Source organism: Peribacillus sp. TH14 (assembly GCF_016651145.1).
Lineage (GTDB): Bacteria > Bacillota > Bacilli > Bacillales > DSM-1321 > Peribacillus > Peribacillus butanolivorans.
Window position 1 is genome coordinate 4,061,151 of the sequence record NZ_JAEKEK010000001.1, and the last position, 26,126, is coordinate 4,087,276.

General features: G+C 38.0%; 25 protein-coding genes. 24 read left to right on the forward strand and 1 reads right to left on the reverse strand.

Annotated features, from left to right (window positions below; translation table 11 throughout):
- Window positions 1-115: 115 nt before the first annotated feature.
- The 12 genes from JFU50_RS19810 to fni all read left to right on the forward strand — a co-directional run bounded on the left by JFU50_RS19810 (window position 116) and on the right by fni (window position 11,593).
- On the forward strand, window positions 116-1,393 hold the full coding sequence (locus tag JFU50_RS19810; protein ID WP_053346801.1) for a Glu/Leu/Phe/Val family dehydrogenase: 1,278 nt from the start codon (window positions 116-118) through the stop codon (window positions 1,391-1,393).
- Window positions 1,394-1,543: 150 nt separating this feature from the next.
- Window positions 1,544-2,515, forward strand: coding sequence for a YpdA family putative bacillithiol disulfide reductase (locus tag JFU50_RS19815; RefSeq protein WP_201223765.1), 972 nt, complete (start codon window positions 1,544-1,546; stop codon window positions 2,513-2,515).
- A 23-nt stretch (window positions 2,516-2,538) separates the two neighbouring features.
- Window positions 2,539-3,504 (forward strand): asparaginase, encoded by a 966-nt coding sequence (locus JFU50_RS19820; RefSeq protein WP_201223766.1) that lies wholly within the window; start codon window positions 2,539-2,541, stop codon window positions 3,502-3,504.
- A gap of 97 nt (window positions 3,505-3,601) precedes the next feature.
- A complete protein-coding gene (prsW, locus tag JFU50_RS19825) occupies window positions 3,602-4,288 on the forward strand; it encodes a glutamic-type intramembrane protease PrsW (RefSeq protein WP_201185658.1) in 687 nt (228 codons plus the stop codon).
- 125 nt (window positions 4,289-4,413) lie between these two features.
- Window positions 4,414-5,265: a spore cortex-lytic enzyme gene (gene sleB / locus JFU50_RS19830; RefSeq protein ID WP_201185657.1), complete on the forward strand. Its 852-nt coding sequence runs from the start codon at window positions 4,414-4,416 to the stop codon at window positions 5,263-5,265.
- Between the two features lie 14 nt (window positions 5,266-5,279).
- Window positions 5,280-6,635: a germination protein YpeB gene (ypeB, locus tag JFU50_RS19835; RefSeq protein ID WP_201223767.1), complete on the forward strand. Its 1,356-nt coding sequence runs from the start codon at window positions 5,280-5,282 to the stop codon at window positions 6,633-6,635.
- 173 nt (window positions 6,636-6,808) lie between these two features.
- Window positions 6,809-7,480: a flagellar brake protein gene (locus JFU50_RS19840; protein WP_342366287.1), complete on the forward strand. Its 672-nt coding sequence runs from the start codon at window positions 6,809-6,811 to the stop codon at window positions 7,478-7,480.
- A 59-nt stretch (window positions 7,481-7,539) separates the two neighbouring features.
- Window positions 7,540-7,725 carry a YpfB family protein gene (locus tag JFU50_RS19845; protein WP_053346794.1) on the forward strand — a complete coding sequence of 62 codons (186 nt, stop codon included), beginning with the start codon at window positions 7,540-7,542 and terminating at the stop codon, window positions 7,723-7,725.
- A gap of 191 nt (window positions 7,726-7,916) precedes the next feature.
- Window positions 7,917-8,591 (forward strand): (d)CMP kinase, encoded by a 675-nt coding sequence (gene cmk / locus JFU50_RS19850; RefSeq protein WP_201185651.1) that lies wholly within the window; start codon window positions 7,917-7,919, stop codon window positions 8,589-8,591.
- Window positions 8,592-8,593: 2 nt separating this feature from the next.
- The gene (locus JFU50_RS19855; protein ID WP_053348125.1) at window positions 8,594-9,175 is read left to right on the forward strand and encodes a lysophospholipid acyltransferase family protein; all 582 of its coding nucleotides are present in this window, start codon (window positions 8,594-8,596) and stop codon (window positions 9,173-9,175) included.
- A gap of 215 nt (window positions 9,176-9,390) precedes the next feature.
- Window positions 9,391-10,527, forward strand: coding sequence for a 30S ribosomal protein S1 (gene rpsA / locus JFU50_RS19860; RefSeq protein ID WP_053346792.1), 1,137 nt, complete (start codon window positions 9,391-9,393; stop codon window positions 10,525-10,527).
- 19 nt (window positions 10,528-10,546) lie between these two features.
- The gene (gene fni, locus JFU50_RS19865) at window positions 10,547-11,593 is read left to right on the forward strand and encodes a type 2 isopentenyl-diphosphate Delta-isomerase (protein WP_201225132.1); all 1,047 of its coding nucleotides are present in this window, start codon (window positions 10,547-10,549) and stop codon (window positions 11,591-11,593) included.
- A 55-nt stretch (window positions 11,594-11,648) separates the two neighbouring features.
- On the opposite strand, the gene JFU50_RS19870 is transcribed toward fni, so the two are convergent.
- Window positions 11,649-11,780 (reverse strand): YpzI family protein, encoded by a 132-nt coding sequence (locus JFU50_RS19870; RefSeq protein ID WP_069981702.1) that lies wholly within the window; start codon window positions 11,778-11,780, stop codon window positions 11,649-11,651.
- A 135-nt stretch (window positions 11,781-11,915) separates the two neighbouring features.
- On the opposite strand from JFU50_RS19870, the gene JFU50_RS19875 reads away from it, so the two are divergent.
- The 12 genes from JFU50_RS19875 to folE all read left to right on the forward strand — a co-directional run bounded on the left by JFU50_RS19875 (window position 11,916) and on the right by folE (window position 26,117).
- Entirely contained in the window at window positions 11,916-12,536 is a 621-nt protein-coding gene (locus tag JFU50_RS19875; protein ID WP_201223768.1) for a YphA family membrane protein, read from the forward strand.
- Between the two features lie 538 nt (window positions 12,537-13,074).
- Window positions 13,075-14,385: a ribosome biogenesis GTPase Der gene (der, locus tag JFU50_RS19880; RefSeq protein WP_056525083.1), complete on the forward strand. Its 1,311-nt coding sequence runs from the start codon at window positions 13,075-13,077 to the stop codon at window positions 14,383-14,385.
- 17 nt (window positions 14,386-14,402) lie between these two features.
- Window positions 14,403-15,455, forward strand: a complete 1,053-nt coding sequence (locus JFU50_RS19885) for an NAD(P)H-dependent glycerol-3-phosphate dehydrogenase (protein ID WP_201185647.1) — start codon at window positions 14,403-14,405, stop codon at window positions 15,453-15,455.
- Window positions 15,456-15,924: 469 nt separating this feature from the next.
- Window positions 15,925-17,268 (forward strand): APC family permease, encoded by a 1,344-nt coding sequence (locus JFU50_RS19890; RefSeq protein ID WP_201223769.1) that lies wholly within the window; start codon window positions 15,925-15,927, stop codon window positions 17,266-17,268.
- A gap of 109 nt (window positions 17,269-17,377) precedes the next feature.
- Window positions 17,378-17,539 (forward strand): hypothetical protein, encoded by a 162-nt coding sequence (locus tag JFU50_RS19895; RefSeq protein WP_201223771.1) that lies wholly within the window; start codon window positions 17,378-17,380, stop codon window positions 17,537-17,539.
- A 127-nt stretch (window positions 17,540-17,666) separates the two neighbouring features.
- Window positions 17,667-19,775, forward strand: a complete 2,109-nt coding sequence (locus JFU50_RS19900) for a sigma 54-interacting transcriptional regulator (protein ID WP_053346787.1) — start codon at window positions 17,667-17,669, stop codon at window positions 19,773-19,775.
- Window positions 19,776-20,068: 293 nt separating this feature from the next.
- Window positions 20,069-21,442: a putrescine aminotransferase gene (locus JFU50_RS19905; RefSeq protein WP_201223773.1), complete on the forward strand. Its 1,374-nt coding sequence runs from the start codon at window positions 20,069-20,071 to the stop codon at window positions 21,440-21,442.
- 275 nt (window positions 21,443-21,717) lie between these two features.
- Window positions 21,718-21,915 carry a DUF2768 domain-containing protein gene (locus JFU50_RS19910; protein ID WP_201223775.1) on the forward strand — a complete coding sequence of 66 codons (198 nt, stop codon included), beginning with the start codon at window positions 21,718-21,720 and terminating at the stop codon, window positions 21,913-21,915.
- A 16-nt stretch (window positions 21,916-21,931) separates the two neighbouring features.
- Window positions 21,932-22,654 carry a hypothetical protein gene (locus JFU50_RS19915; RefSeq protein ID WP_201223777.1) on the forward strand — a complete coding sequence of 241 codons (723 nt, stop codon included), beginning with the start codon at window positions 21,932-21,934 and terminating at the stop codon, window positions 22,652-22,654.
- Window positions 22,655-22,884: 230 nt separating this feature from the next.
- On the forward strand, window positions 22,885-24,363 hold the full coding sequence (spoIVA, locus tag JFU50_RS19920) for a stage IV sporulation protein A (RefSeq protein ID WP_053346784.1): 1,479 nt from the start codon (window positions 22,885-22,887) through the stop codon (window positions 24,361-24,363).
- 592 nt (window positions 24,364-24,955) lie between these two features.
- Entirely contained in the window at window positions 24,956-25,228 is a 273-nt protein-coding gene (locus JFU50_RS19925) for an HU family DNA-binding protein (protein WP_034308023.1), read from the forward strand.
- Window positions 25,229-25,550: 322 nt separating this feature from the next.
- Window positions 25,551-26,117, forward strand: a complete 567-nt coding sequence (gene folE, locus JFU50_RS19930; protein ID WP_053346783.1) for a GTP cyclohydrolase I FolE — start codon at window positions 25,551-25,553, stop codon at window positions 26,115-26,117.
- Window positions 26,118-26,126: the final 9 nt, after the last annotated feature.

Consider the following 26,126-nt stretch of genomic DNA (forward strand, 5'->3'; position numbering starts at 1 on the left):
ATTCCCATTTTTACTCTTGCATAAATATAACGAAGGTGTATACTAGCACTTGAAGAGGACTATTTGTAAATTATAATCTAAATATATGGATGAGATTTTCTAGGAGGTACTATTGATGGAATCGGCAAAAGGTAATGGCCCTGTAAATGAGGAAGAAAAACACGACGTATTGAGGTCTACCCAGACTGTTATACATAAAGCGTTAGACAAGCTGGGTTATCCTGAAGAGGTATACGAGCTCTTGAAGGAACCATTACGTTTATTAACCGTGAAGATGCCAATACGTATGGATGATGGTTCAGTTAAAATTTTCACGGGTTACAGGGCACAGCATAATGATGCTGTTGGACCAACAAAAGGTGGCATCCGTTTTCACCCTAATGTGACGGAACGAGAAGTAAAGGCATTGTCCATTTGGATGAGTTTGAAATGTGGTATCGTTGATTTGCCTTATGGCGGAGGTAAAGGCGGAATCGTTTGTGATCCTCGTAATATGTCCTTCCGTGAGCTGGAAAGACTAAGCCGGGGCTATGTCCGTGCTATCAGTCAAATCGTAGGGCCGACAAAAGATATCCCGGCACCTGATGTATTTACTAATTCCCAGATCATGGCGTGGATGATGGATGAATATAGCCGTATGGATGAATTCAACTCACCAGGATTCATTACGGGTAAACCGCTTGTACTTGGTGGTTCTCATGGCCGTGAGTCAGCAACTGCAAAAGGTGTAACTATCTGTATAAATGAAGCTGCGAAAAAGCGCGGAATTGATATTAAAGGGGCACGAGTTGTTATTCAAGGATTTGGTAACGCTGGTAGTTTCTTAGCTAAATTCATGCACGATGCAGGTGCTAAGGTGATTGGAATTTCAGACGCCTATGGTGCTCTGCATGATCCTGAAGGCTTGGATATCGACTATCTTCTAGATCGTAGAGACAGTTTCGGAACCGTGACTAAATTGTTTAAAAGCACAATCTCAAATAAAGAGCTGCTTGAATTGGATTGCGATATTTTAGTTCCGGCTGCTATTGAAAATCAAATTACGGAAGAAAATGCTGCAGATATTAAAGCTTCTATCGTTGTCGAGGCAGCAAATGGTCCAACAACAATTGAAGCGACACAAATCTTAACGGATCGTGGCATATTACTTGTACCTGATGTCCTGGCTTCTGCTGGCGGAGTTACCGTTTCTTACTTCGAATGGGTGCAAAATAATCAAGGATATTACTGGTCTGAAGAAGAAGTGGACGAAAAGCTTGAAAAAATCCTTGTGAAATCTTTTAATAATATTTACGAGCTTGCACAGTCCAGACGAGTTGATATGCGTCTTGCCGCTTATATGATTGGTGTAAGAAAAATGGCTGAAGCTTCACGCTTCCGTGGCTGGATCTAATAGGTTCAAAGCTTGGATTGTAAACGAATAAATGCGTTCATTGCATTATCATTGAAAAGATTTGTAAAAACTCCTATCATGTATTGATAGGAGTTTTTATTTTTTTTAGAGAACGAATTACATAGTGTGTAGGAAGGCAGTGGAATAGAAATGAATTATGAAGAAGAAGTAATTATCATAGGTGGAGGTCCATGTGGATTGGCTGCTGCAATTGCCCTGAAGGAAGTGGGGATACAGTCTCTAATCATTGAAAAAGGCAATGTGGTGGATTCCATATACCGGTATCCAACACATCAAACCTTTTTTAGTTCAAGTGAAAAATTGGAGATTGGTGACACGGCTTTTATTACGGAAAACCGTAAGCCTGTCCGTAATCAGGCACTTGCCTATTATAGGGAGGTAGCTAGAAGGAAAGAACTGCGTGTGAATAAGTTCGAAAAAGTGGAAAAAGTGGAAAAACAGGATAATGGTAAATTTTTAGTCCGGACATCAAAAGGCGACTATACAGCTTTGCGAGTCATCGTATCGACCGGTTATTATGATCATCCTAATTATATGTGTATTCCCGGTGAGCAGCTTCCTAAAGTGTTTCATTATTTCAAGGAGGGTCATCCGTACTTTAACTGTGATGTTACAGTCATCGGTGGTAAAAACTCAAGTGTAGATGCAGCGCTGGAGTTGGTCAAGTCAGGGGCAAGAGTTACAGTTCTGTATAGAGGCTCAGAATTCTCTTCAAAAATTAAACCATGGATTCTCCCTGAATTTGAATCATTAGTCCGTAATGGGACAATTATGATGGAATTTAATGCGTTTATTGACGAGATCACAGAGGAGAGTGTCATTTATCACGTAGGTAACGAGGAAAAGGTTATTAAAAATGATTTTGTGTTTGCAATGACTGGATATCATCCAGATCATTCATTTGTAGCATCAATGGGCATCAAAATTGACGAGGATACAGGAAGGCCTACTTATAATGAGGAAACGATGGAGACGAACATTGAAGGTATCTATATTGCTGGAGTTCTAGCAGCCGGAAATAATGCGAATGAAATCTTCATTGAAAATGGTCGGTTTCATGGAGGCTTGATTGCATACCATTTGGCTGTTAAGGAAAAGTAATTTTTATTACAGGAGCTGAAAGTATGGAGAAAATATCATTAATAACAACAGGAGGAACAATCGCCAGTAAAGAAACCACGAATGGTATGTTGGCTTCTGGTGCGTTAAGCGGGATAGAATTAGCATCACTTTGCAAACTACCAAACCATATTGAAATGAAAGTTGTAGACCTTTTCCGGATTTCTAGTATGTCCATGGGTTTTGGGAAAATGGAAAAACTTAAACGTGCAATTCAAAAAGAATTGGAGGATCCAGATGTTACTGGAATTGTCGTAACACACGGTACGGATACATTAGAAGAAACGGCTTATTTCTTGGATGTTACGATTAAGGATCAACGCCCGATTGTTTTAACGGGTTCTCAGCGATCTCCTAAAGATGTTGGAACTGATGTGTATTCGAATTTAAGAAATTCAATATTATGCGCGGCGAGTGAGTTGCTTTATGACATTGGTGTGGTTGTTGTTTTTAATGAAAGAATCTATTCAGCAAAATATGTAAAAAAAGTACATGCTTCCAATTTGCAAGGATTTGAATCTTTTGGCTATGGGTATTTAGGTATTATTGATAACGATATCGTTAGCATATATCAAAAACCACTACACCGGGAGTGCTTTGATATCCATCATCGTATCCCTAGGGTGGATATCATCAAGTGCCATACTGGCGCTGATGGCCTTTTTATAGAAGCTTCGGTCAAAAAAGGCGCTAAGGGTATCGTGCTCGAAGGTGTTGGCAGGGGACAGGTTACACCGGAAATGATTCCTGCCATCCAAGAGGCAATCGATAATGGTGTTACTATCGTCATGACAACAAGTGCGGAAGAAGGGAAAGTATATCCAGCTTATGATTATGAAGGTAGCGCATTTGATCTAAAACAACGTGGAGTAATATTAGGTGCTGATTATGACAGCAAGAAAGCAAGAATTAAGTTAGCGGTCGTTCTAGCCAGTGAACACACCGTAGATGAAAAATTCTTTAAGTACTGAGGAATTAAAAAATGTAGAAAGACTTTGATTCTTAGATTTAGTTTTTCTGCATTCCGTGGTACGATTAATAAAAAGAAAAAGAAAAGAGGGTCAGCTTATGCTGGTCATGTTGTCAGCAGCTATTGCGCCAGGGTTGGCGCTGCTCAGCTATTTCTATTTGAAAGATCAATATGAAACCGAACCCATTTCGGTTGTCATCAAAACTTTTCTCTTCGGTGTATTCCTTGTTCTGCCGATTATGTTTATCCAATATGTGCTGGAAACGGAACATATTTTAAATACCGATTTTGCTAATGCTTTTTTATGGGCTGCATTGCTTGAAGAATTTTTCAAGTGGTTCATACTCATATATGTAATATATCAACATATAGCCTTTGATGAGCCATATGATGGAATCGTCTATGGTGCAGCAGTCTCCCTTGGATTTGCCACAATGGAAAATATATTGTATTTGCTGGCCAATGGAGTAGAACATGCTTTTATCAGAGCTATTCTCCCTGTATCAAGTCACGCTTTATTCGGTGTAATCATGGGGTACTATTTGGGCAAGGCGAAATTTTCTACTTCGAATAATAGGTTCTATTTATTCTTGGCACTTGTCATACCAATCTTGCTACATGGGGTTTATGACTATATTTTAATATCACAAAAATTTTGGGTGTATTTTATCTTGCCATTTATGATTTACTTATGGTGGTTAGGTATGAAAAAAGTAAAAAAAGCTCGTTTATTGTCTGAGTTTCATGCAGAAAAACTTTCTCAAAATCATTTTCTTAGTAAGTAATTTATATTTCTATGACGGAGTGCTGGCATATTTTGCCCGCTCCGTTTTTTATTGGTTTGGAATAAAAAAGCCAGTTAAGAAGAAAATAGAATTACATTAATTCAAGAAAAAGAGGAGTGTTTTTGATGAAAGGAATTTCGTCAAAATGGAAATGGCTTTTGCTGTTTTCGTGTATAACGATTTGTTTCGGAATTTTCCCGGAAACAAGAACAAATGCCTTTTCGAGCCAAGTTATTCAAAAAGGCGCGGTTGGTGATGATGTAATTGAACTTCAGGCACGGTTACAAAACATTGGATACTATCATGGAAAGATTGATGGAGTCTATGGCTGGGGTACTTATTGGGCACTTCGAAACTTTCAACAAGATTTCGGACTACCAATCGATGGCTTTGCCGGGACCTCTACAAAACAGAAGTTGGCAAATGCCTCTAATTTTAATAGGAAATTTGTTCACGAACAGATTAATAAAGGTAATGAGTTTACGTATTATGGAGGAGTCGATATTGAAAAGCAGGTAAAAGTGAAGGGGAATGTATCAGGATCTAAGCCAAGTGGAGGCAAAGCTCCATCCGGAAAAACACCCTCCAAAACTGCTACAGCAGCAAATCTTCCGGGCGGATACTCTCAGAATGATATACAACTGATGGCCAATGCCGTTTATGGCGAGGCGCGGGGGGAGCCATATACCGGTCAAGTTGCTGTTGCAGCAGTAATTTTAAATAGGGTAGAGAGTGTATCTTTCCCGAATACCATTTCGGGAGTGATTTTTGAACCTGGGGCCTTTACGGCTGTTGCGGATGGACAGATTTGGCTGACACCAAACGAAAGGGCAAAAGAAGCCGTTGTGGATGCTATCAATGGTTGGGATCCAAGCGGAAATGCAGAATATTACTTTAATCCCGATACGGCAACAAGTAAGTGGATCTGGTCAAGAGAACAAATTAAAAGAATCGGAAAACATATCTTTTGTAAGTAAAGAGGTGAAGGAAAATGATAAGGAATATAGTGATTGTCCTGCTTGTTGTAGTCGTTGCAGGAACCGCATTCTGGGGCTATCAAGAACATAAGGAAAAAAATGCTGTATTAATCAATGCGGAAAACACGTATCAGCGAGCCTTTCATGATTTAAGCTATCAAGTAGACTTATTGCATGATAAAGTCGGCAGCACATTGGCTATGAATTCTCGATATTCATTAAGTCCGGCCTTAACCGATGTATGGCGTATCACTTCCGAAGCCCAAAGTGATGTTGGACAGCTGCCGTTGACCCTGCTCCCATTCAATAAAACAGAAGAATTTTTATCAAAAATTGCGGACTTCAGTTATAAAACAGCTGTACGTGACCTTGAAAAAGAACCATTGAATGATAAGGAATATTCGACTTTACAATCCTTGTACACACAGGCAGGTGACATCCAGGACGAGTTAAGAAAAGTGCAATATCTAGTCCTTAAAAACAATTTACGCTGGATGGATGTCGAAATGGCTCTTGCATCAGGAAAAGAAAATTCGGATAACACAATCATCGACGGATTAAAAACGGTAGAGAAAAAAGTATCAGGGTATGGGGAAACAAATGAGATGAATCCGACTTTTACTTCTGTACAACAGAAGGAGGAAAATTACAAAAATTTAGAAGGTAAAGTCTATACAAAAGAAGAAGCTGTTGCTGTTGCAAAAGGCTATGCCCATATAAAAAACGGAAATTTGAAGGTGAATGTCGAAGAAAACGGCAAAGGTTCCGATTACGGATTTTACAGTGTAAGCATTCTTGATAAGGATACCAATAACGAAGTGAATATGGATTTGACCAAAAAAGGCGGTTATCCAATTTGGTATATCAATAATAGGGACATTAACAAAACAAATATTGATTTGAATCAGGCATATACTAAAGCCGCAGATTTTTTAAAAGAACATGATTTCAGTTCACTTGAATTGTTTGAAAGTGCACAATACGATAATATCGCTCTGTTAAATTTCGTGACATCAATAGATGGAGTCAAGATTTATCCGGATTCAGTCAAGGTTAAAATAGCATTGGATGATGGATCTGTTATAGGATTTTCAGCGGACGAGTTTTTAAAATCACATAAGGTTAGGGAAATTGGAAACCCCAAAATTTCTGAGGAAGAAGCAAAGAAAAAAATTAACTTAAATGTTAAAATAATGGATCAAGGGAAAGCGTTAATCATTAATGATATTGGCGAAGAAGTACTCTGTTATGAATTTCTTGGTACGATAAACGAAGATACATACCGTATTTTCATTAATGCTGATAACGGCCAAGAAGAAAAAGTGGAAAAACTAAAAAATTCCGAGCCAATATACGAAAATTTAATGTAATTCTCTAATAATTTAACTTTACTTACTATCATAGGGAAATGTGCCTAGTCACTTTCCCTTTTTCTTATTTCATGACATAATAATATAAACTATTTTATGGATTATGTGGGAAAATTTATTGGGAAATTCTTATGCAATCTCCTTCTTTAGTGGCTATCATAGAATGCGAGGACGTGGAAATCACAATGATTAATATTGGCGATATATTAATGCTGGAACAGATATATTCTTCTCAAAATGAAAAGTTCAAATGTATGGTTGTAGAAATGGAAGCAGGGTTTGTTTATATAGACTTTCCCATCAATTTAGCGACTGGAAAAAATGCATTTCTTGTGGACGGAACTCAAGTGAACGTTACATTTTCTAATAAGGAACAGGCTGTATATGTTTTTGAGTCTGAGGTTTTAGGAAAAGTGAAAGGCCAGATACCGATGATTCAACTACTATTGCCGGATGTAGAAACATTTGTGAAGATTCAAAGAAGGGATTACGTTCGTCTTGATGTAACGCTTGATATAGCCATCCATCCCGAACATTCTGAGTTTACTCCATTTCGTGCACTTACTGAGGACATCAGTGCCGGCGGAGCTTCTATCAGGCTTTTAAAAGGTGCAAATATAAAATCGGATTCACAATTATATCTGTGGATGGCTCTTACTCTAAAATCAGGGCAAATCTACTACTTGCGGTTAAAAAGTCGAGTCATTCGAGTAACTGAGAAAGACCAGGGTAATATGCTACTGCACATACAATTCATTGAACCAACCAAAAATGATGTACAAACATTAATGAGATTTATTTTTGAAAAGCAGGTGGATTTAAAGAAAAAAGGGTTGTATGTTTGAATGAAAAACAGCGATTCTTTCCATACTGATAAGATAATCAAGTGTGGAAGGAGCAGCTTATGAAAACATTTGAAAGGCTGTTAATTAAAGTGATTATTATCCAACTGGTCTGTTTGTTCTTTTTTCAGTTCCTTTTGAGCAGGGAAGATCATATCTTCGAATTAACTAAGCTCTCAAGGTATGAAGGTGTCAATAGCAATAATTATACGAAAATCATTGAAACCTTCAATGGAATATCAAAATAAAAGCGGCCAATCCGCTTTTTTTGTATGAAGTTTTTTTCTGGAAGGAAAACTATTAATGGCCTTTTAAATCGAAAGTATACAAAAGCGAATTTGGATGTACACGCCCTTTTATTAATGATTTTCCCGCTAATTGTGATAAAATGAAAGGGTATTAAATAATCAGCATGATTGTAGGATTCTTGGGAGGATTTATGGAAAAAAAAATATCAGTTGCAATCGATGGACCAGCTGCTGCTGGAAAAAGTACGGTTGCTAAAATTGTTGCAGAAAAGTTCAATTACATATATGTGGATACAGGTGCAATGTACAGGGCCTTAACCTATAAAGCTCTGAATCATCAGATTCCTCTGAATGATGAACAAGCTTTATTTGAGATTCTTATTAATACAGAAATTGAATTAAGACCGAGTGAAAATGGGCAGTTGGTTTTCTTGGATAATGAAAACGTTTCAGCCCAAATCAGAAACAATGAAGTGACTGGGTCTGTATCAGAAGTGGCGAAGCATCGGAGTATCCGAGAAGAAATGGTGCGTAGGCAGCAGAATTTTGGTGAAAATGGTGGAGTTGTCATGGATGGAAGAGATATCGGGACACATGTGTTACCTAATGCCGAAGTAAAAGTATTTCTAATTGCCTCTGTAGATGAACGAGCTCAGCGGAGACATCAAGAAAATATTTTAAAAGGTTTCCCATCCGATATTGAAAAGTTAAGAGAAGAAATTGCAACAAGGGACAAGCTGGACTCGGAACGTGAAGTAGCTCCCCTGAAAAAGGCAACAGATGCTATAGAAATTGATACGACTTCATTATCAATTCAAGAAGTGGCAGAAAGTATCATGTCTTTGATAGAAGAGAGGAAAAGATGAAATTGGATTTTTACACATTTGCCAAAAACGTCGTTAAAAGCGTCTTAATGCCTTCGTATAGGGTTAAAACGCTTGGGAAGGAACATTTCCCTAAAGATGGAGGGGTATTGATTTGTGCCAATCACATTGATAATTTGGATCCGCCTATAGTTGGCATAACGTCTCCAAGGGATATTCACTTCATGGCGAAGGAAGAGTTGTTTCAAGCACCGGTTTTAAAGGGTATTTTACCAAGAGTAAATGCCTTTCCCGTAAAGCGGGGAAATAGCGATCGGGAATCTCTTAGAAAAGGTTTAAAGCTTTTAAAAGAAGGTAAGGTGCTTGGACTGTTTCCGGAAGGGACTAGAAGTAAGACAGGTGAATTGGGAGAAGGTATGGCTGGAGCTGGGTTTTTCGCATTGCGTTCTGATGCGGTAATTATACCTTGTGCAATTATTGGGCCCTATAAGTTTTTGCGACCATTAAAAGTGGTTTATGGTCCACCAATAAATTTCACTGAATATAGGGAAAAGAAGATTTCAGCCGATGAAGCAACCAAGATTATTATGGACCAAATCGGAAAATTGATTTCTGAGCATAAATAATCCTTCATACTTGACAATTTTATGATTTTGTTAGAATTTATAAAATAGGGGTATAGTTCCGTTTTAGGGATGAAAAGGAAAAAAACCTTGTTACTCTAAAAAAAGCTGTTTTTATCTTTATTAGGAAAGTGTTTTTATTGAACCACTTTAAATAAAATATGTGGCCGATGAAGAGGAAATTTGCTGATCAGTCATGGGTTAAGGAGGAGTTAGTAATGACAGAAGATATGAATCAGGTAGAAGTGAACAATTACAAAGTTGGGGATCAAGTAAAAGCAACCGTTTCAAAGGTAGAAGAAAAACAGGTTATTGTAGATGTAGAAAACAGCAAGTCAGATGGAATTATTCCTATCAGTGAGCTGTCGAGCCTTCATGTCGAAAAGGCGTCAGATGCCGTTTCGGAGGGGGATATATTGGAGCTTGAAGTTATTAAAGTAGAAGAAGAAGCTCTTATTCTATCAAAACGTAAAATTGATGCGTTAAAAGCATGGGATGACCTGGAACAAAAATTTGAAAACGGAGACGTATTTGAGGCAGAAGTAAAAGATGTTGTCAAAGGCGGTCTTGTTGTAGATCTAGGCGTACGTGGTTTTGTTCCAGCTTCTTTAGTAGAAGACTACTTCGTTGAAGACTTTTCTGATTACAAAAACAAAACTTTAACATTCAAGATTGTTGAGCTTGAGAAGGATAAGAATCGTTTAATTCTCTCCCATCGGGCAGTCATACAAGATCTAAAAGAAAAACAAAAAGCAAATGTTCTTGATACAATTGAAAGCGGGCAAGTACTCCATGGAACAGTACAAAGGATTACCGACTTTGGTGCATTTGTCGATATTGGAGGGGTAGACGGACTTGTCCATATTTCTCAGCTTTCTCATGAGCATGTAGATAAGGCATCAGATGTCGTTACCGAAGGCGATGAAGTACAGGTGAAAGTTCTTTCTATTGATCGCGATAATGAAAGGATTTCACTATCCATAAAAGATACTCTACCGGGGCCTTGGACAGATATTTCTGATAAAGCAGCGAAAGGATCTACACAAAAGGGCATCGTGAAACGCCTTGTTTCTTTCGGAGCATTCGTGGAGATTTTCCCGGGAGTAGAAGGACTTGTCCATATTTCGCAGATTTCACACAAACATATAGCAACACCGCAGGAAGTGTTAAAAGAAGGTCAGTCTGTCGAAGTGAAAGTTCTTGATGTCAATGAAAAAGAACACCGTTTATCATTGAGCATCAAAGAACTTGAAGATCCTCAGTCCAATTACACATCAGATTATGAACTCCCTGAAGAAACAAAGGGCTTTCAGCTGGGTGAAATGATTGGTGATCAATTGAAAAAACTAAAATAAGAAAATAATGGTGATAGCCTTGGAGAGAGCAAAACGAAAATTAGAGCATATAGACTTTGCATTAAAAACAGGTCAGCAGCGTAAATCCGGACTAGAAGATATTTCGTTTATTCACCAGAGCTTACCAGGAATTTCTTTGAATAATGTGGACCTCACAGTAGAAATTGGCGGACTTAAATTAAGTTCGCCAATTTTTATAAATGCAATGACCGGTGGCGGTGGTCTTGAAACAGAAAAGTTGAATGGGGATTTGGCGATTGCTGCGAGGGAAACAGGGATTGCTATGGCAGTTGGTTCACAAATGGCAGCCATAAAGGATTCCAGTCAGCAGGCATCCTTTAAGGTAGCTAGACAGGAGAATCCTAATGGAGTCCTGATTGGAAATCTGGGTGGTGAAGCAACTGTAGAGCAAGCAAAGCGAGCGAGCGATATGATAGAGGCTGACGCTCTGCAGATTCATCTCAATGTCATTCAAGAGCTGACAATGCCTGAAGGAGATCGGAATTTTGCAGGTACATTATCACGAATTGAAGAAATCAACAGAAGCCTTGGAGTTCCTATGATTGTAAAAGAAGTCGGGTTTGGAATGAGTAAGGAAACCGTTGAACAATTACTTTCCGTTGGAGTTTCAATCATTGATGTGGGTGGGTTCGGCGGAACGAATTTTGCGAAGATTGAAAATAAAAGACGAGCGAAAATACTCGGCTATTTTAATGAATGGGGTATTCCAACAGCTGCCTCAATAGTAGAAGCAGTAAACGTTTCACCTACGCTTTCAGTTATAGGATCAGGTGGTATTCAAAGTCCTTTAGAAATTACAAAAAGCCTTGCCTTAGGGGCAAAAGGTGTAGGTTTAGCCGGCCATTTCCTAAAACTGCATAAAGAATTGGGCTTGGCACAGTTAATTAAAGAAATAAACTACATACATGAAGATTTAAAAATCATCATGACGGCGCTTGGAGCTGCTAATATTTCTGAATTAAGGAAAACAAAAATAGTTATTGCCGGCAATACCTATCATTGGTTAGCTCAAAGAGGTATTGATTGCTCGACATATGCTAAATGAAACAAAAAGAAGCATCTCTAATTGTTCAAAGACAATCGGATGCTTCTTTTTTTATTTAGCTGTTTCTTTTTCTTGCCTCTTCCGGGCTTTCCATTCTAGTGGCCCCTTTATGATCCAGTGATTGGTCTCTATCAGATTCCACCCGTTTACTTTCTTTCAATTTCTTTTCTTGACGATCTTTACCCATGAGTACACCTCCTTTTTGTAAATAACTAAATGAACAGTTTTATGTATAGATATTACAAGTACTCATTAAAAATCGAGCTTAATGTTTATTCTTTAAATAAACAAGCCATAATGTTTCCTAAAAGGGGGACGCTACATGGATGGAATTTTGTTTTATTGGATGTCATGGATAGTTTGGGTCATTGTCATGTATTTTATTCCAAAGACTGTTCCATTTCGTTTTGATTTTCTTTTTCATCTGTTAGCTGTCATGGTTTTAGCAGGATATAATCTGGAGGTTTCCTGGCTTTCTATACATATGAGCGGTCTATATCTTATCTTTATACTTTGTGTGTACATAAGGAAGCAATCGATTATCAAGATTATAGAGCTGATCAGCGGTTGCCTTATAATCACTCTTGCTTATGCAAGTTTTCAGCTATTTTCTATGCTTGATCCGATTTGGCTCATTATGAAACCTTCTTACCTTTTGTGTATTTTTCTGAATTATCTTATCCTATTACTTTTTAAAAATTGGAAACATCGCTTATTCGTCCTTTTAGTTGGACTGATTATGGGGGACCTCGTATATTCGGGATTGCTTGCCTATCATTCATTGTCCTATGAGGCACTTACATACGCATGGCATGATAATGCAGTATTGATATTGTGTGCGAACATAGTCTGGAGACTATTGGAACTTATGAGTAGATACATTTTTTCATCATCTCAATCGAGGTTTTTATCGAAGCAGAGAAAAGGGAACTTTAATCAATGAATATTTCTGACCTAACTATTAATGAAGCCAGAATATACGGTATGAGGATAAATGCTTGTTTTATCCAATAAGCAAGGTTGCATTTGGATTTAATTGGATTCGGAAGGCTATTATGCATACAAACATTGTTGATTGGCGAGAAATTTGTTACTATAGGATAGTTAGAGGTCTGTAGATAAATCGTAATATGCTCTAATCAAATAAAAAGGAAGCTGAATGCCGAAAGCTTTTTTCGGCTATCTTCATTTTTTTGGGCTGTTTTTAATCACGTTTTACCATGCTGAGAGTTCAGCTTCATGTCACCTGAGGAACAGGGGAAGTGAATTGGACAATCTGCCTGTAAATACTTGATACGTTTAACTAACTATCAGTGGGGAACTCTCTTACTGATGGAAGTTTCCTTTATATGATGGTGGATGCAGCCTTTTCCTTGAAAAGGAAATAATGAAAATCAACAATGCAGATGCAATATTAAAAAAATGCATTCATGAATTTCGTGACTTTGACAGAGATATAGTAGCAGAAAGGGTGAATAGCAATGCCAAAACCGGTAATTGCGATAGTCGGTCGGCCGAACGTAGGTAAATCGACAATCTTTAATAGAATAGTGGGAGAACGTGTATCAATAGTTGAAGACGTTCCAGGAGTAACAAGAGACAGAATTTATAGTTCAGGTGAATGGTTGACACATGATTTTAACATAATTGATACAGGCGGGATCGATATCGGTGACGAGCCGTTCCTCGAACAAATTCGCCAGCAGGCTGAAATTGCTATAGACGAAGCCGATGTAATTATCTTTATGACGAATGGTCGTGAAGGAGTAACATCTGCTGATGAAGAGGTAGCGAAAATTCTCTTTAAATCGAGAAAACCTGTTGTTCTAGCGGTCAATAAAGTCGATAATCCAGAAATGAGAGATCAAATCTATGATTTCTACGCGTTAGGTTTTGGGGATCCATTCCCAATCTCTGGATCTCACGGGCTTGGTCTTGGAGACCTATTAGATGAAGCGGCAAAACATTTCCCTAAATTCAGTGGTCAAGATTATGCTGATGATGTTATTAAATTCAGTTTAATTGGAAGACCGAATGTTGGTAAATCATCACTAGTCAATGCCTTGCTTGGAGAAGATCGGGTTATCGTCAGTGATATTGAAGGCACGACTCGTGACGCGATTGACTCACCGTATAAATATAATGGTAAAGAGTATGTCATTATTGATACCGCAGGGATGAGAAAAAAAGGGAAAGTGTATGAAAGTACGGAAAAATATAGTGTACTTCGTGCATTGAGAGCAATTGAACGTTCAGACGTTGTTCTTGTCGTTTTGAATGCGGAAGAAGGTATCCGTGAGCAGGATAAAAAAATTGCCGGATATGCCCACGAAGCGGGTAGAGCGGTCATAATTGTCGTCAATAAATGGGATGCTATCGAGAAAGATGAAAAGACCATGAAGGACTTTGAAGAAAATATTCGTGCTCATTTCCTATTCTTAGATTATGCGCCGATCATTTATCTTTCTGCCCTAACTAAAAAACGTACACATACGTTGATACCAGTCATAGATCAAGCTAGTGAGAATCATGCTATCCGTGTTCAGACAAATGTATTGAATGAAGTGGTTATGGATGCAGTGGCTATGAATCCGACACCAACTCATAATGGGAACCGTTTGAAAATTTACTATACGACCCAGGTAGCGATTAAGCCGCCAACTTTTGTTGTATTTGTTAACGATCCAGAGTTAATGCATTTCTCATATGAGAGATTTTTAGAAAATCGAATTCGGGACGCCTTTGGATTTGAAGGAACACCGATACGCATTTTTGGACGCCAAAGAAAATAGAAAGGGCGGTATGTACAATGGTGAACGCAAAAGAAAGTATCGCAGTTATTGGTGCAGGGAGCTGGGGAACTGCTTTAGCGATGGTATTAGCTGATAATCAGCATGAAGTGAGGTTATGGGGACATAATCCGAAACAAATTGATGAAATAAATCAAGCTCATACTAATAAAAAATATTTGCCGGGTATTGAACTTCCAATAGGAATTAAAGGGTATTCTTCAATCGAGAAGGCTTTAGTTGGGATTGAAATAATTATATTAGCTGTGCCGACGAAAGCCTATCGTGAAGTGCTTGGTCAGATTGAAGCAGCCCATGATAAGCCATTAACAATTGTTCATGTAAGTAAAGGCATTGAACCTGATTCGCTACTACGTATTTCAGAAATGATTGAAGAAGTATCTTCAACAGATTGGCTTCAAGATATTGTGGTCCTTTCTGGGCCAAGTCATGCTGAAGAAGTCAGTTTACGTCATCCAACAACAGTTGCCGTTTCTTCAAAAAATATGAAGGCGGCCGAAAAGGTTCAGGACATCTTTATCAATCATAATTTCCGTGTGTATACAAACCCTGATTTGATTGGTGTCGAAATCGGGGGAGCTTTAAAGAATATAATTGCTTTAGCCGCCGGTATTACGGACGGGTTAGGCTATGGGGATAATGCAAAGGCTGCCTTAATTACACGAGGATTGGCTGAAATCTCTCGTTTAGGAGTAGCCATGGGCGCTAATCCACTCACTTTTTCAGGATTAGCTGGTATTGGTGACTTAATTGTAACTTGTACAAGCGTACACTCCCGTAACTGGAGAGCAGGAAATATGCTTGGAAAAGGACAAAAGCTTGAGGAAGTTTTAGAAAACATGGGTATGGTTGTTGAAGGTGTAAGAACCACTAAAGCTGCCTATCAACTAGCTCAAAAGTACGAAGTGAATATGCCGATTACTGAAGCCTTGTACGATGTCTTGTTTAATGGTGAAGAAGTGAAACAGGCAGTTGACCTCTTGATGAATCGTTCGAAAACGAATGAAATGGAAGAACTCTTTAACATTTTGGATAGCAGACAGCAGGATTAACCTCAAATCTGTAGTTTCAATAAAAAGAATTTCATTAAAATGGGCATTCGAGGATGCGCGTTGCAATGTATCAGCATACAATGCAACGAAAGTAAACTAGTAATTTGACCTCGGCACGGGGGATTTAGTCAAATGGGCAGAAGATATCTTGATATCTTCTGCTTTTTTTTATGAATAAAAATCACCCAATCACCTTACATTTTCGTTTATGACAAAATTAATTTTCTGCATAAATACTTATTTATTGTTTTTAAATTTGAACATCTCGAATTATGAATAAATGAATAGATTATTCAAGTTTGCATGAAGTTTCTACTAATTTCCTTGTTATTCGCTTAAAATCGACTGTCTTTTTTGGTATGAAAATTGCGAAGTGTAATATATTCAGAAATTTCGCAATAAGGGGGCACTAGAAAACGTTGGTGAAATTTTAATCAATGAACACAGATATTAGGAAGGGGAATGATACATGCAAACAGGTCAGCTGAAAAGGTCTCTAAATTTATGGCATATTGTATTGCTCGGTGTTGGATATATGACCCCGATGGTTGTTTTTGATACATTTGGGATTGTTTCTGAAAAAACAGGGGGGCATGTACCGACCGCTTATGTTATTGCTCTAATAGCGATGTTGTTTACGGCAGCCAGTTACGGGAAAATGGTAAAAGTTTACCCGCAGGCAGGTTCGGCCTATACTTACACCCAAAAAACGATTAATCCGCATTTAGGCTTTCTTGTCGGCTGGTCATCGTTGCTTGATTATTTATTTTTACCAATGGTGAATGCCGTATTAACAAAAATATATTTAACTGCTCTTTTTCCTGAAGTGTCTCCATGGATATGGGTGGTTGCATTTGTTCTTTTAATGACGGTCATTAACTTATTCAATGTGAACTTTGCTGCCAATTTTAATAGCTTTCTTGTTTTTTTTCAAATGCTAGTCATTATCATATTTGTGGCACTGGTTGTTAAAGGGGTTATGGGTGGTGAAGGTACAGGAGAGGTCTTCTCGATTCAACCATTCATTGGGTCACATATGGAAATGTCCACTCTCATAACAGGAGCAACGGTTCTATGTTTTTCTTTCTTGGGATTTGATGCGGTCACTACGTTATCAGAAGAAACACCAAATCCAACCAAAACGATTCCGCGTGCCATTTTTTTAACTGCTTTTATTGGCGGAGTTTTATTTGTGACAGCTGCTTTTTTTACACAGCTATTTTTCCCTGATGTTTCCCGTTTTGCTGACCCGGAAGCGGCATCACCTGAAATTGCCCTATATGTAGGAGGAAAACTTTTTCAGGCGTTCTTTCTTGCAGGTACATTATCTGGTACCCTTGCTTCAGGTCTTGCATCACATGCTAGTGTTTCAAGGCTTCTATATGTAATGGGTCGAGACCAGATGATCCCGAAAAAACTTTTTGGGTTTATCCATCCTACATATAAAACGCCATTTTACAATGTCATCTTTGTTGGGGCTATATCACTGGTGGCATTATTCCTTGATTTAGTAACAGCTGCTTCACTCATTAATTTTGGAGCTTTAATTGCTTTCACTTTCGTAAATATTTGTGTAATCATCCATGCAATTAGGAACAAAAGCTTTCGTTCAGTTAAAGGATTTCTAAGTAATATCTTGTCCCCGGTAATAGGAGCAGCATCAGTGTTCATTCTTTGGCTTAATCTTGAAATGAGTTCACTGATTCTAGGGGTTATTTGGGCGGTAATCGGTATTGGTTATCTTCTTTATCGGACGAAATTGTTTACTAATTCTCCTCCGCAATTCCAATTTGAAAAAGCTCAAAATATCTAAAAAAATCAGAAACAAGGGAGGATGTCATATGTCTGATAGAGGGATGAACAGGTCGTAAACGCTCATTTCTGTTGTTCTATTTGGTTTTTCGTTTAAGGAGTTAGCGCATATGCTCTGGATTAATCCTATCAATAGTGAAACGGATCATAACAATACAAATAAAAAAAGTAAAAAGAGAATGAAAATTAGAAAGGAAAAATGTTCTTTTGCACAAGTCAGTTTAAAACAATTTGGGGATGCATTAGCGGTACATGTAACAAGGGTCCAATAGAGGGCCCTTTTTTATGTTTACAAATTCAGTTATATTGAAGATTAGTTCAGGAGTAAATGTTTATTTTTTATCTCGCAATTTAGAATTATGTTAAAATAAAGGCTAGTGACAAAAGGAGAGTGAAACTGTGCTATCCATACCGGATGATAAAATTAGACCATTCATAACTATCACAATTGATCAACCTACATTTTCAGCTCAAAAAGTTTATGAGATACAGGAACCTTTCTTTTTTCTGATGAAGGAACAGCAAGTGTTTGCCTATATACGCATGGAGGACCTCCCGTTAAACGATAGAACATTAACAGCCGAACAGCTTGTGCAGTATGCCTTTTCAATTGATAATGTCTGTAAGTTGCCTCCGAACATCTCTCTGCCGCTTCTTTATCAAATTATCGGTGAACCTATCGTATTGATAAAAACGGATGAAGGCATGCTTACTGGCTATGTTAAAAGGGAAGATGTGTTAGCTGAACTATTCAAGCAGGACAGCAAACAAAATTTAGATCTGTTAAAAGTTATTTTGACATCCATTCCTATGGGGATCTTTGTAGCTGATAAAGAAAGAAATATTGTTAACTTTAATGAATCAGGCTTGAAAATGATAAAAAAGCCATCAGAACAAGTACTTAATCAACCTGCTGCGACCATCTTCAATAAGCAGCATATACATAGTGTGTTTACCAGTGGAGGCAGTATCCTCAATCAGCTGGAAATTACCGATATAATGAGTGTGCTTGTCGATTATAGCCCAATTCTAAACCATACAAAAGAAGTGGAAGGTCTTATTATCATCGTTCAGGACTTACCAATGGTTGAGGAAATGGCTATGGAAATAGAGTTGATAAAGAGTTCGAATAAGGATTTAAATGCCATTTTAGCGAATATCTATGATGAAATTCTGGTCGTTAATCAAAAAGGGGAACTGTTGCGCTACAGTGACAGCATCATTTCTGGATTCTGGGGAATGGATTTAAAGGATTATATCGGGAAGAACCTCTTGCAAATAGAGGATGAAGGGATTTTTAACCCTTCGGTCACCCGGTTAGTTCTTGAGCAAAAGAAGAAAGTATCGATTGTTCAAGATACGAAAATGAATAAGAAAGTCCTTTCCGTAGGAACCCCTGTGTTCAATGAAAAAGGAGACATTGAGCGAATTGTCATTGCATCAAGGGATATTACAGAAACAACTCAGTTAAAATCAGAGTTAAATGAAATGAGAAAAGAACTTGACTCGTTCAAAAAACAAGATCAATTTTACAAAGAGTTGATTTTCGCCAGTCCTAAAATGGAGCAGATTATTAGCCAAGTGAAAAAAATTGCCCATTTTTCATCTACCGTGTTAATCAATGGAGAGTCTGGTGTAGGTAAAGAAGTGATTGCCGAGTCAATCCATAAAATGGGTAGAAGGTCCAAACAGCCTTTCTTGAAAATAAATTGCGGAGCGATACCGGAAAATTTACTCGAAAGTGAATTGTTTGGTTATACGAAGGGATCATTTACCGGCGCAGATAAAAATGGAAAGGTAGGATACTTTCAACAGGCGAATAATGGCGTTTTATTCCTTGATGAAGTTGGAGATATGCCTATACACCTGCAAGTGAAATTGCTTCGTGTTTTACAGGAACAGGAAGTGATTCCGATTGGTAGTACTACACCTATACCGATTGATGTTCAAATTGTTGCTGCTACGAATAAGAGACTGGAAAAAATGGTCGAGATGGGGACATTTAGAGAAGATTTGTTCTATCGGTTAAACGTCATTCCCATTCATGTTCCGCCTTTAAGGGAAAGACCGGAGGATATACCGCCGCTAGCTTTTCATTTTCTACAAAAGCTAAATGAGCGGTATCACCGAAATTACCATTTTTCGCCAGATGCTCTAAATATTCTGGAGGTCTATTCATGGCCAGGTAACATTCGCGAATTGCAAAATATGATTGAAAGATTGGTTGTCTCCGCAGATGAAGAAATGATTGATGCCGACTTTATCCAGAAGTTCCTTACGGTTGGCAGCGATTTTAAACAGGCAAAACCAATTATAACGAGAATTCTTCCTCTTCAAGAGGCACAGGATTATGTGGAAGAGCAATTGATCATGCTTGCAATGAAACAATATAAAACTACGACGAAAGCAGCTAAAGCGCTTGGGATCAGCCAATCGTCAGTGAGCAGAAAGTATCAAAAAATCTTAGCAGAGCAAAATAAGAGAAGCGAAAAAAATGTATTTTTTTGAATGAAAGCTGTTGACAAGTGTTTAACTTGTACAACGGCTTTTTTTTATGTAGTAATTGGAAAGCGTCTCTAAGGAAGTCTAAAAGGGAGGTATGCATCAGAAAATAAGCTATGCATATTTGCATAGTTTTTATAGATTTTTAAAAGAAAAATAGCTATATCCTCAATGAAACATGTTGGCATGGTTCTTGCTTGTATATATGTATAAGCTAAAAGGGAGGTAAACAGTAAAGTTTTATCAGAGCTATCATAATTAATCAACCACTACAGATTACTAAAAAAGGAGTTTTTTATATGTCAATTAATGTAGAAAATAAAACAAATCAAGTGAGCCAAACAGAAACACAGGATTATATTAAAAAAGTGCTTCAATTAATCGAACAAAAAGAAATTTCAAAAGAAGATGCCCAATGGGTAACGAAAGAAACTGTTGAAAATTTCCGTAACCATGTAAACCCAGGTTTTTTAGAATATCGGAAAACGGTAACGAAAGATACACAATTCGCAGCAGTAGAATGGTCTGACCAGGATTCTTGTTTTACGGATGTTAATGGAAAAAAATATATTGATTGTTTAGGCGGCTTTGGTATCTATAATGTTGGCCACCGTAACCCCAAAGTTGTAAAAGCCGTTACTGATCAATTGCAAAGACAAGCACTTCACAGCCAGGACTTACTAGATCCATTACGGGCAATGCTTGCTAAGATTCTTGCTGATATTACACCTGGAGATTTAAAATACTCCTTCTTTACGAACAGCGGTACTGAAAGTGTAGAAGCTGCGTTGAAGTTGGCTAAAATGTACAGCGACCGATACACGATTATTTCGACGACAAAATCATTTCACGGAAAAAGTCTTGGTTCCCTTTCGGCTACTGCAAAGGGCATGTTCCGTAAACCGTTCCTACCACTGATTCCAGGCGTACGTCATGTACCTTTCGGTGATATCGATATGATGAGGAAAACGTTCGAAAGTAGTGCCCTTGTCGGTGAAGAAGTTGCTGCTGTATTGTTGGAACCTATCCAAGGAGAGGGAGGAGTCATTCTGCCTCCACGAGGTTATTTGAAGCAAGTTCGAGAATTATGTGATGAGTATGATGCGTTATTAATCTTAGATGAAGTGCAAACGGGAATGGGGCGCACAGGCAAAATGTTTGCTTCTGAGCTTTATGATGTTGTTCCAGACATTATTTGTTTAGCTAAAGCATTTGGTGGTGGAGTGATGCCAGCTGGGGCAGTTGTAGCCAATGAGAAAGTGTTTAAAAGCTGGTTCGAAAATCCGTTCATGCACACAACCACGTTTGGAGGAAACCCACTTGCCTGTGCTGCAGCCATTGCTACAATCGATGTGCTTTTGGAAGAAAAATTACCGGAGCGTGCCGCAGAAGTAGGTGAATACTTCCTAAATGGATTAAGAGAAGTAGCTAACGATCATAAGGATAAGGTTTTGGAGATCCGTGGACAAGGTTTAATGATTGGTATTGAGTTCCATAAAGACGAAGTAGGTTATGAATTCTCAAAAGCTCTCTTCGATAAAGGTATTTTGGTAGCAGGTACGCTTATAAACTCTAAAACAATCCGGATTGAGCCGTCATTGACAATCCATTTGGATGAAGTTGATACAGTAATCAAAGCGTTTAAAGATGTGTTGCCAACACTTAAATCTTAATAATAATTCAACAAAAAAGCAGCCGAGGGGCTGCTTTTTTGGTTGAATAAAAGGAAGAGAATGGGGAGTGTTATACATTTATTTATTCGGGTAATTTGCAAGAAGTGGAAGTCTTTTATCGGACTATATGGAAGGCTAGGGGTAGTGAAATTGAAAATTATTATTTATCAAATGATTGTGACAAGCAATTTTTTACACAGTTTGGACAATGATTTAATTCCTTTAACGTAATTTGGTATGTTATAATAATTTCTGGAAAAAGGAGTGATAATGATATGACACCTGCTCTGCAAAAAATGTGGATATCCTTTATAGCTATGGGCTTTATGGTTATCTCAATACTTCTTATTTACTTAAGCCGCTATAAATTAAAAGGTATTTTTAAAGGCTTAACAGCAATTATTGCATACATACTTATGATTCTTGCCGGCTTGATCATCCTTATCGTTGTTCTTAGCGGGCCAACCACTTGATAGGTGAGGAGAAATGATGAAAAATTTTTTCAAAATATTATGTTTATTATGCATCTCGGGATTATTGACTGGGTGTTTGTATCCTCAGAAGCAAAAAATGCAAAATCAACTGCCTTATAAAGAGCAAATACAATCTGTCCAAAGCGCAGTTGATCAATTTCAGAAAGATGAAGGCGGCATTTTGCCAATTGTTACAAAAGAGGCTGAAACACCAATTTACCAAAAATACGTGATTAAGTTTTCTAAGATTTCACCCAAGTATATGGCAGAACCGCCTGACAATGCCTATGAATCAGGTGGAGTTTTTCAATATGTCCTTGTTAATGTTGAAGATGATCCGACTGTAAAACTGTTGGATGTCCGGATGGCTCAGGAAATTCAGGATATTTCCTTGAGATTGAAAGCTTATCAGCAAAGCAAAGGATACCCCCCATTTAAGGAAAGGTTAGCGGATAATGTCTTTACTCTTGATTATGAAAAGATGGGTCTAAAGGAAGCCCCTACGGTCACGAGTCCATTTTCACAAAAAGACTTATATTTCGTGGTTGACGGTGGCGGCAATATTTTTGTTGACTATACTCCTGATTTATATGACGTATTGCAGGGGCATGACGGAGATATTAATCCTGGTGATGATATTCGTGAACTACTTGTACAAAATTCAGAGTTTGTTCCGGCCTATTCACTGCCATATACAATTGATAAAAAAACAAATAATCCAAAATTTCTTTCAAAATAGTCATAACCCTTCTTCTACAAAATATATTGTAGGGGAAGGGTTATTTCTTTATTTTTATTTCATCTTACTTTTAAAATAACAACCCTTATATAAAATTTCTGGTGGAGGAAGGGATTAAACCAGGGAAATAATTGGAATAAATTTTTAGGACAACATCATAGATATATAGTGTCCTAAATAAAGTAAATGGATAAACGAAATCCCAAAACTCTAATTCGGGAGGGGATACCTTGGAAAAGGTAGATATTTTCAAAGATATAGCTGAGCGGACCGGTGGCGACATTTATTTAGGTGTAGTCGGTGCCGTCAGAACAGGGAAATCCACATTTATTAAGAAATTCATGGAGCTTGTTGTTATTCCGAATATACCGTCAGAAGCTGACCGTGCCAGGGCACAGGATGAATTACCTCAAAGTGCTGCTGGAAAAACGATTATGACGACAGAACCTAAATTCGTACCGAATCAGGCAGCGTCGATTCAGGTTGCGGAAGGGCTTGAAGTGAACATTCGTTTAGTTGATTGTGTGGGTTATACAATACCTGGGGCTAAAGGGTATGAAGACGAAAATGGTCCCCGTATGATTCATACTCCATGGTACGAGGAGCCGATTCCGTTCAATGAAGCAGCTGAAATCGGCACACGAAAAGTAATCCAGGATCATTCCACGTTAGGCGTAGTCGTTACTACGGATGGATCAATCGGAGAAATTCCACGCAGTGATTATTTAGAGGCGGAGGAGAGGGTTGTTGAAGAATTGAAGGAGGTTGGCAAGCCATTTATTATGATTGTCAATTCCGTTCAGCCCCATCACCCAAATACAGTCGCACTAAAGGAATCTTTACAGGAAAAGTATGATATACCTGTATTGGCCATGAGCGTTGAAGGAATGCGGGAATCAGATGTATACAGCGTCCTGCGTGAGGCCCTATATGAATTTCCGGTACTTGAAGTCAATGTGAATCTTCCGAGCTGGGTAATGGTTCTGCGGGAGGATCATTGGTTAAGAGAAAGCTATCAGGAAGCTGTAAAAGAGACCGTGAAGGACATTAAACGCCTAAGAGATGTAGACCGTGTAGTCGGTCATTTCAATGAATTCGAGTTTATCGACCGTGCCGCTCTTGCAGGTATTGAGATGGGTCAGGGCGTGGCTGAAATCGACCTTTACGCACCGGATGAACTCTATGATGATATTTTAAAAGAAATTGTCGGTGTGGAGATACGCGGGAAGGATCATCTTTTATCCCTGATGCAGGACTTTGCATATGCCAAGGCCGAATATGATCAGGTTGCGGATGCATTAAAAATGGTTAAACAAACGGGTTATGGCGTTGCAGCCCCTTCTCTTAATGATATGAGTCTAGATGAGCCGGAAATTATCCGTCAAGGAGCCAGGTTCGGGGTCAGGCTCAAAGCTGTGGCTCCTTCAATCCATATGATTAAGGTCGATGTTGAATCGGAGTTTTCACCAATCATTGGAACGGAAAAGCAAAGTGAAGAATTGGTTCGATATTTAATGCAAGATTTCGAAGACAATCCACTATCCATTTGGAATTCTGATATTTTTGGCCGAAGCCTAAGTTCTTACGTAAGAGAAGGCATTCAGGTAAAATTAGCGATGATGCCGGATAATGCACGTTACAAATTGAAGGAGACGCTGGAAAGGATTATTAATGAGGGCAGTGGGGGATTGATTGCTATCATATTATAAAAAAGGTTAAAAGCTGGACCAACTCCTTCATCGGATTGGTCTTTTTACATGTGAGTCTAGAATTTACTAAAAATAATAAAATGGATGATACGTTTTTGGCTTTACATTAGGGCGTACCGGCTTCTTTGTTGCCAAAGTAAGAGGGAAAACAATTATATTCTAAGAAAAATTTCTCTTGAAGGGAGTTTCTTTCTTGAAAATCTGGTTGTTTTTTCAGTATAATCGCTAAAAGCCTATGGTTATGCGATTTTCAGTAATATAACAAGTTTAATTTCTATAAAAAAGGGAAATGATGAATAGCGAAAGACAAAATTTATAATATATACAATTATTTATGAAAAGATTCCCATTATTTTTTGATTTCCCTTGCTAAGCTAATAGGATTTGTGATAATCTACATACAGAAAACGCGTTATATCAGCGATTTCAACCTATTTTAAAATTTCTAGGTGCATTTTTTGGGAAATTATTTCAGCTTGGTAACCCTGATTATCATGGAATGAAAATTTTTGACCGAAACTAATATCAAATCACTATTATAGTGTTGTAATAATGATTTTTTATAAGATCCTTTTGGGAGGAGGTGAATGGCATGAACAAAACAGAATTGATTAATGAAGTTGTTACAGCAACTGAAATTTCTAAGAAAGACGCTACAAAAGCTGTTGATGCTGTTTTTGATACAATCTTAGAAGCTCTAAAAAACGGTGATAAAGTCCAATTAATTGGTTTCGGTAACTTTGAAGTTCGTGAACGTGCGGCTCGTAAAGGTCGTAACCCACAAACTGGTGACGAAATCGAAATTGCAGCTAGCAAAGTGCCAGCTTTCAAACCTGGTAAAGCACTGAAAGATGCAGTGAAGTAACTCTACCATTACATACGGGTGCTTAACCGGAAAAGGGCCGCGTGCAAACGCGGCCCTTTTTTGCTTCTTAATTTCTATCTGTGATAATATAAAAGACAGTGAATATTTTAGAAAAGTTGATTTTGATAAATTTATTCAAAAGGATATACCATTATGAAAAAATCAATCACGACAAAACTAAGTTTAGAGGTCGCTTTAAGCTAATACATTTCAGTTAGGCTTAGGTTGCTTTAAAAATAGGAAATATGAATGTCAGGGTGAAACTCCATGCATTTTTTTCTGAATACATACTATTTTATTTATTTTTAGGAGGTAAGTTTAAATGGCTAATGTTGACCATGCCAAAATTGAAGAAGCGGTGAAAATGCTTCTTGAGGCTGTTGGGGAAGACCCTACTAGAGAAGGACTGCTTGATACCCCTGGCCGTGTAGCAAGAATGTATGAAGAAATTTTTTCGGGACTTACTCAGGATCCAAAAGAATATTTTGATACTGTTTTTGGAGAAGACCATGAGGAACTTGTCCTTGTAAAAGATATCCCATTTTACTCAGTCTGTGAACATCATTTAGTGCCTTTTTACGGAAAAGCTCATGTAGCATATATCCCGAAAAACGGGAAAGTTACCGGCTTAAGTAAGTTAGCCCGAGCTGTAGAGGCGGTTTCAAAGCGTCCACAACTTCAAGAGCGCATCACCTCAACAGTAGCGGACTCCATAATGGAAAAGCTTGAACCTCATGGTGTAATGGTGGTAGTAGAGGCTGAACATATGTGTATGACAATGAGAGGTGTCAAAAAACCCGGGTCTAAAACAGTGACTTCAGCTGTGAGAGGAACTTTTGCTAAGGATCATCGTACAAGAGCTGAAGTACTGGCATTCATTAAAGACTAAGGATATAGG

What these genes read in the sequence shown, in the direction of transcription:
- JFU50_RS19810 (WP_053346801.1), top strand. Translation starts at nt 116, where the DNA reads ATGGAATCGGCAAAAGGTAATGGCCCTGTAAATGAGGAAGAAAAACAC.
- JFU50_RS19815 (WP_201223765.1), top strand. Translation starts at nt 1,544, where the DNA reads ATGAATTATGAAGAAGAAGTAATTATCATAGGTGGAGGTCCATGTGGA.
- JFU50_RS19820 (WP_201223766.1), top strand. Translation starts at nt 2,539, where the DNA reads ATGGAGAAAATATCATTAATAACAACAGGAGGAACAATCGCCAGTAAA.
- prsW (WP_201185658.1), top strand. Translation starts at nt 3,602, where the DNA reads ATGCTGGTCATGTTGTCAGCAGCTATTGCGCCAGGGTTGGCGCTGCTC.
- sleB (WP_201185657.1), top strand. Translation starts at nt 4,414, where the DNA reads ATGAAAGGAATTTCGTCAAAATGGAAATGGCTTTTGCTGTTTTCGTGT.
- ypeB (WP_201223767.1), top strand. Translation starts at nt 5,280, where the DNA reads ATGATAAGGAATATAGTGATTGTCCTGCTTGTTGTAGTCGTTGCAGGA.
- JFU50_RS19845 (WP_053346794.1), top strand. Translation starts at nt 7,540, where the DNA reads ATGAAAACATTTGAAAGGCTGTTAATTAAAGTGATTATTATCCAACTG.
- cmk (WP_201185651.1), top strand. Translation starts at nt 7,917, where the DNA reads ATGGAAAAAAAAATATCAGTTGCAATCGATGGACCAGCTGCTGCTGGA.
- rpsA (WP_053346792.1), top strand. Translation starts at nt 9,391, where the DNA reads ATGACAGAAGATATGAATCAGGTAGAAGTGAACAATTACAAAGTTGGG.
- JFU50_RS19870 (WP_069981702.1), bottom strand. Translation starts at nt 11,780, where the DNA reads ATGGGTAAAGATCGTCAAGAAAAGAAATTGAAAGAAAGTAAACGGGTG.
- JFU50_RS19875 (WP_201223768.1), top strand. Translation starts at nt 11,916, where the DNA reads ATGGATGGAATTTTGTTTTATTGGATGTCATGGATAGTTTGGGTCATT.
- der (WP_056525083.1), top strand. Translation starts at nt 13,075, where the DNA reads ATGCCAAAACCGGTAATTGCGATAGTCGGTCGGCCGAACGTAGGTAAA.
- JFU50_RS19885 (WP_201185647.1), top strand. Translation starts at nt 14,403, where the DNA reads ATGGTGAACGCAAAAGAAAGTATCGCAGTTATTGGTGCAGGGAGCTGG.
- JFU50_RS19890 (WP_201223769.1), top strand. Translation starts at nt 15,925, where the DNA reads ATGCAAACAGGTCAGCTGAAAAGGTCTCTAAATTTATGGCATATTGTA.
- JFU50_RS19895 (WP_201223771.1), top strand. Translation starts at nt 17,378, where the DNA reads ATGCTCTGGATTAATCCTATCAATAGTGAAACGGATCATAACAATACA.
- JFU50_RS19905 (WP_201223773.1), top strand. Translation starts at nt 20,069, where the DNA reads ATGTCAATTAATGTAGAAAATAAAACAAATCAAGTGAGCCAAACAGAA.
- JFU50_RS19910 (WP_201223775.1), top strand. Translation starts at nt 21,718, where the DNA reads ATGACACCTGCTCTGCAAAAAATGTGGATATCCTTTATAGCTATGGGC.
- JFU50_RS19915 (WP_201223777.1), top strand. Translation starts at nt 21,932, where the DNA reads ATGAAAAATTTTTTCAAAATATTATGTTTATTATGCATCTCGGGATTA.
- JFU50_RS19925 (WP_034308023.1), top strand. Translation starts at nt 24,956, where the DNA reads ATGAACAAAACAGAATTGATTAATGAAGTTGTTACAGCAACTGAAATT.
- folE (WP_053346783.1), top strand. Translation starts at nt 25,551, where the DNA reads ATGGCTAATGTTGACCATGCCAAAATTGAAGAAGCGGTGAAAATGCTT.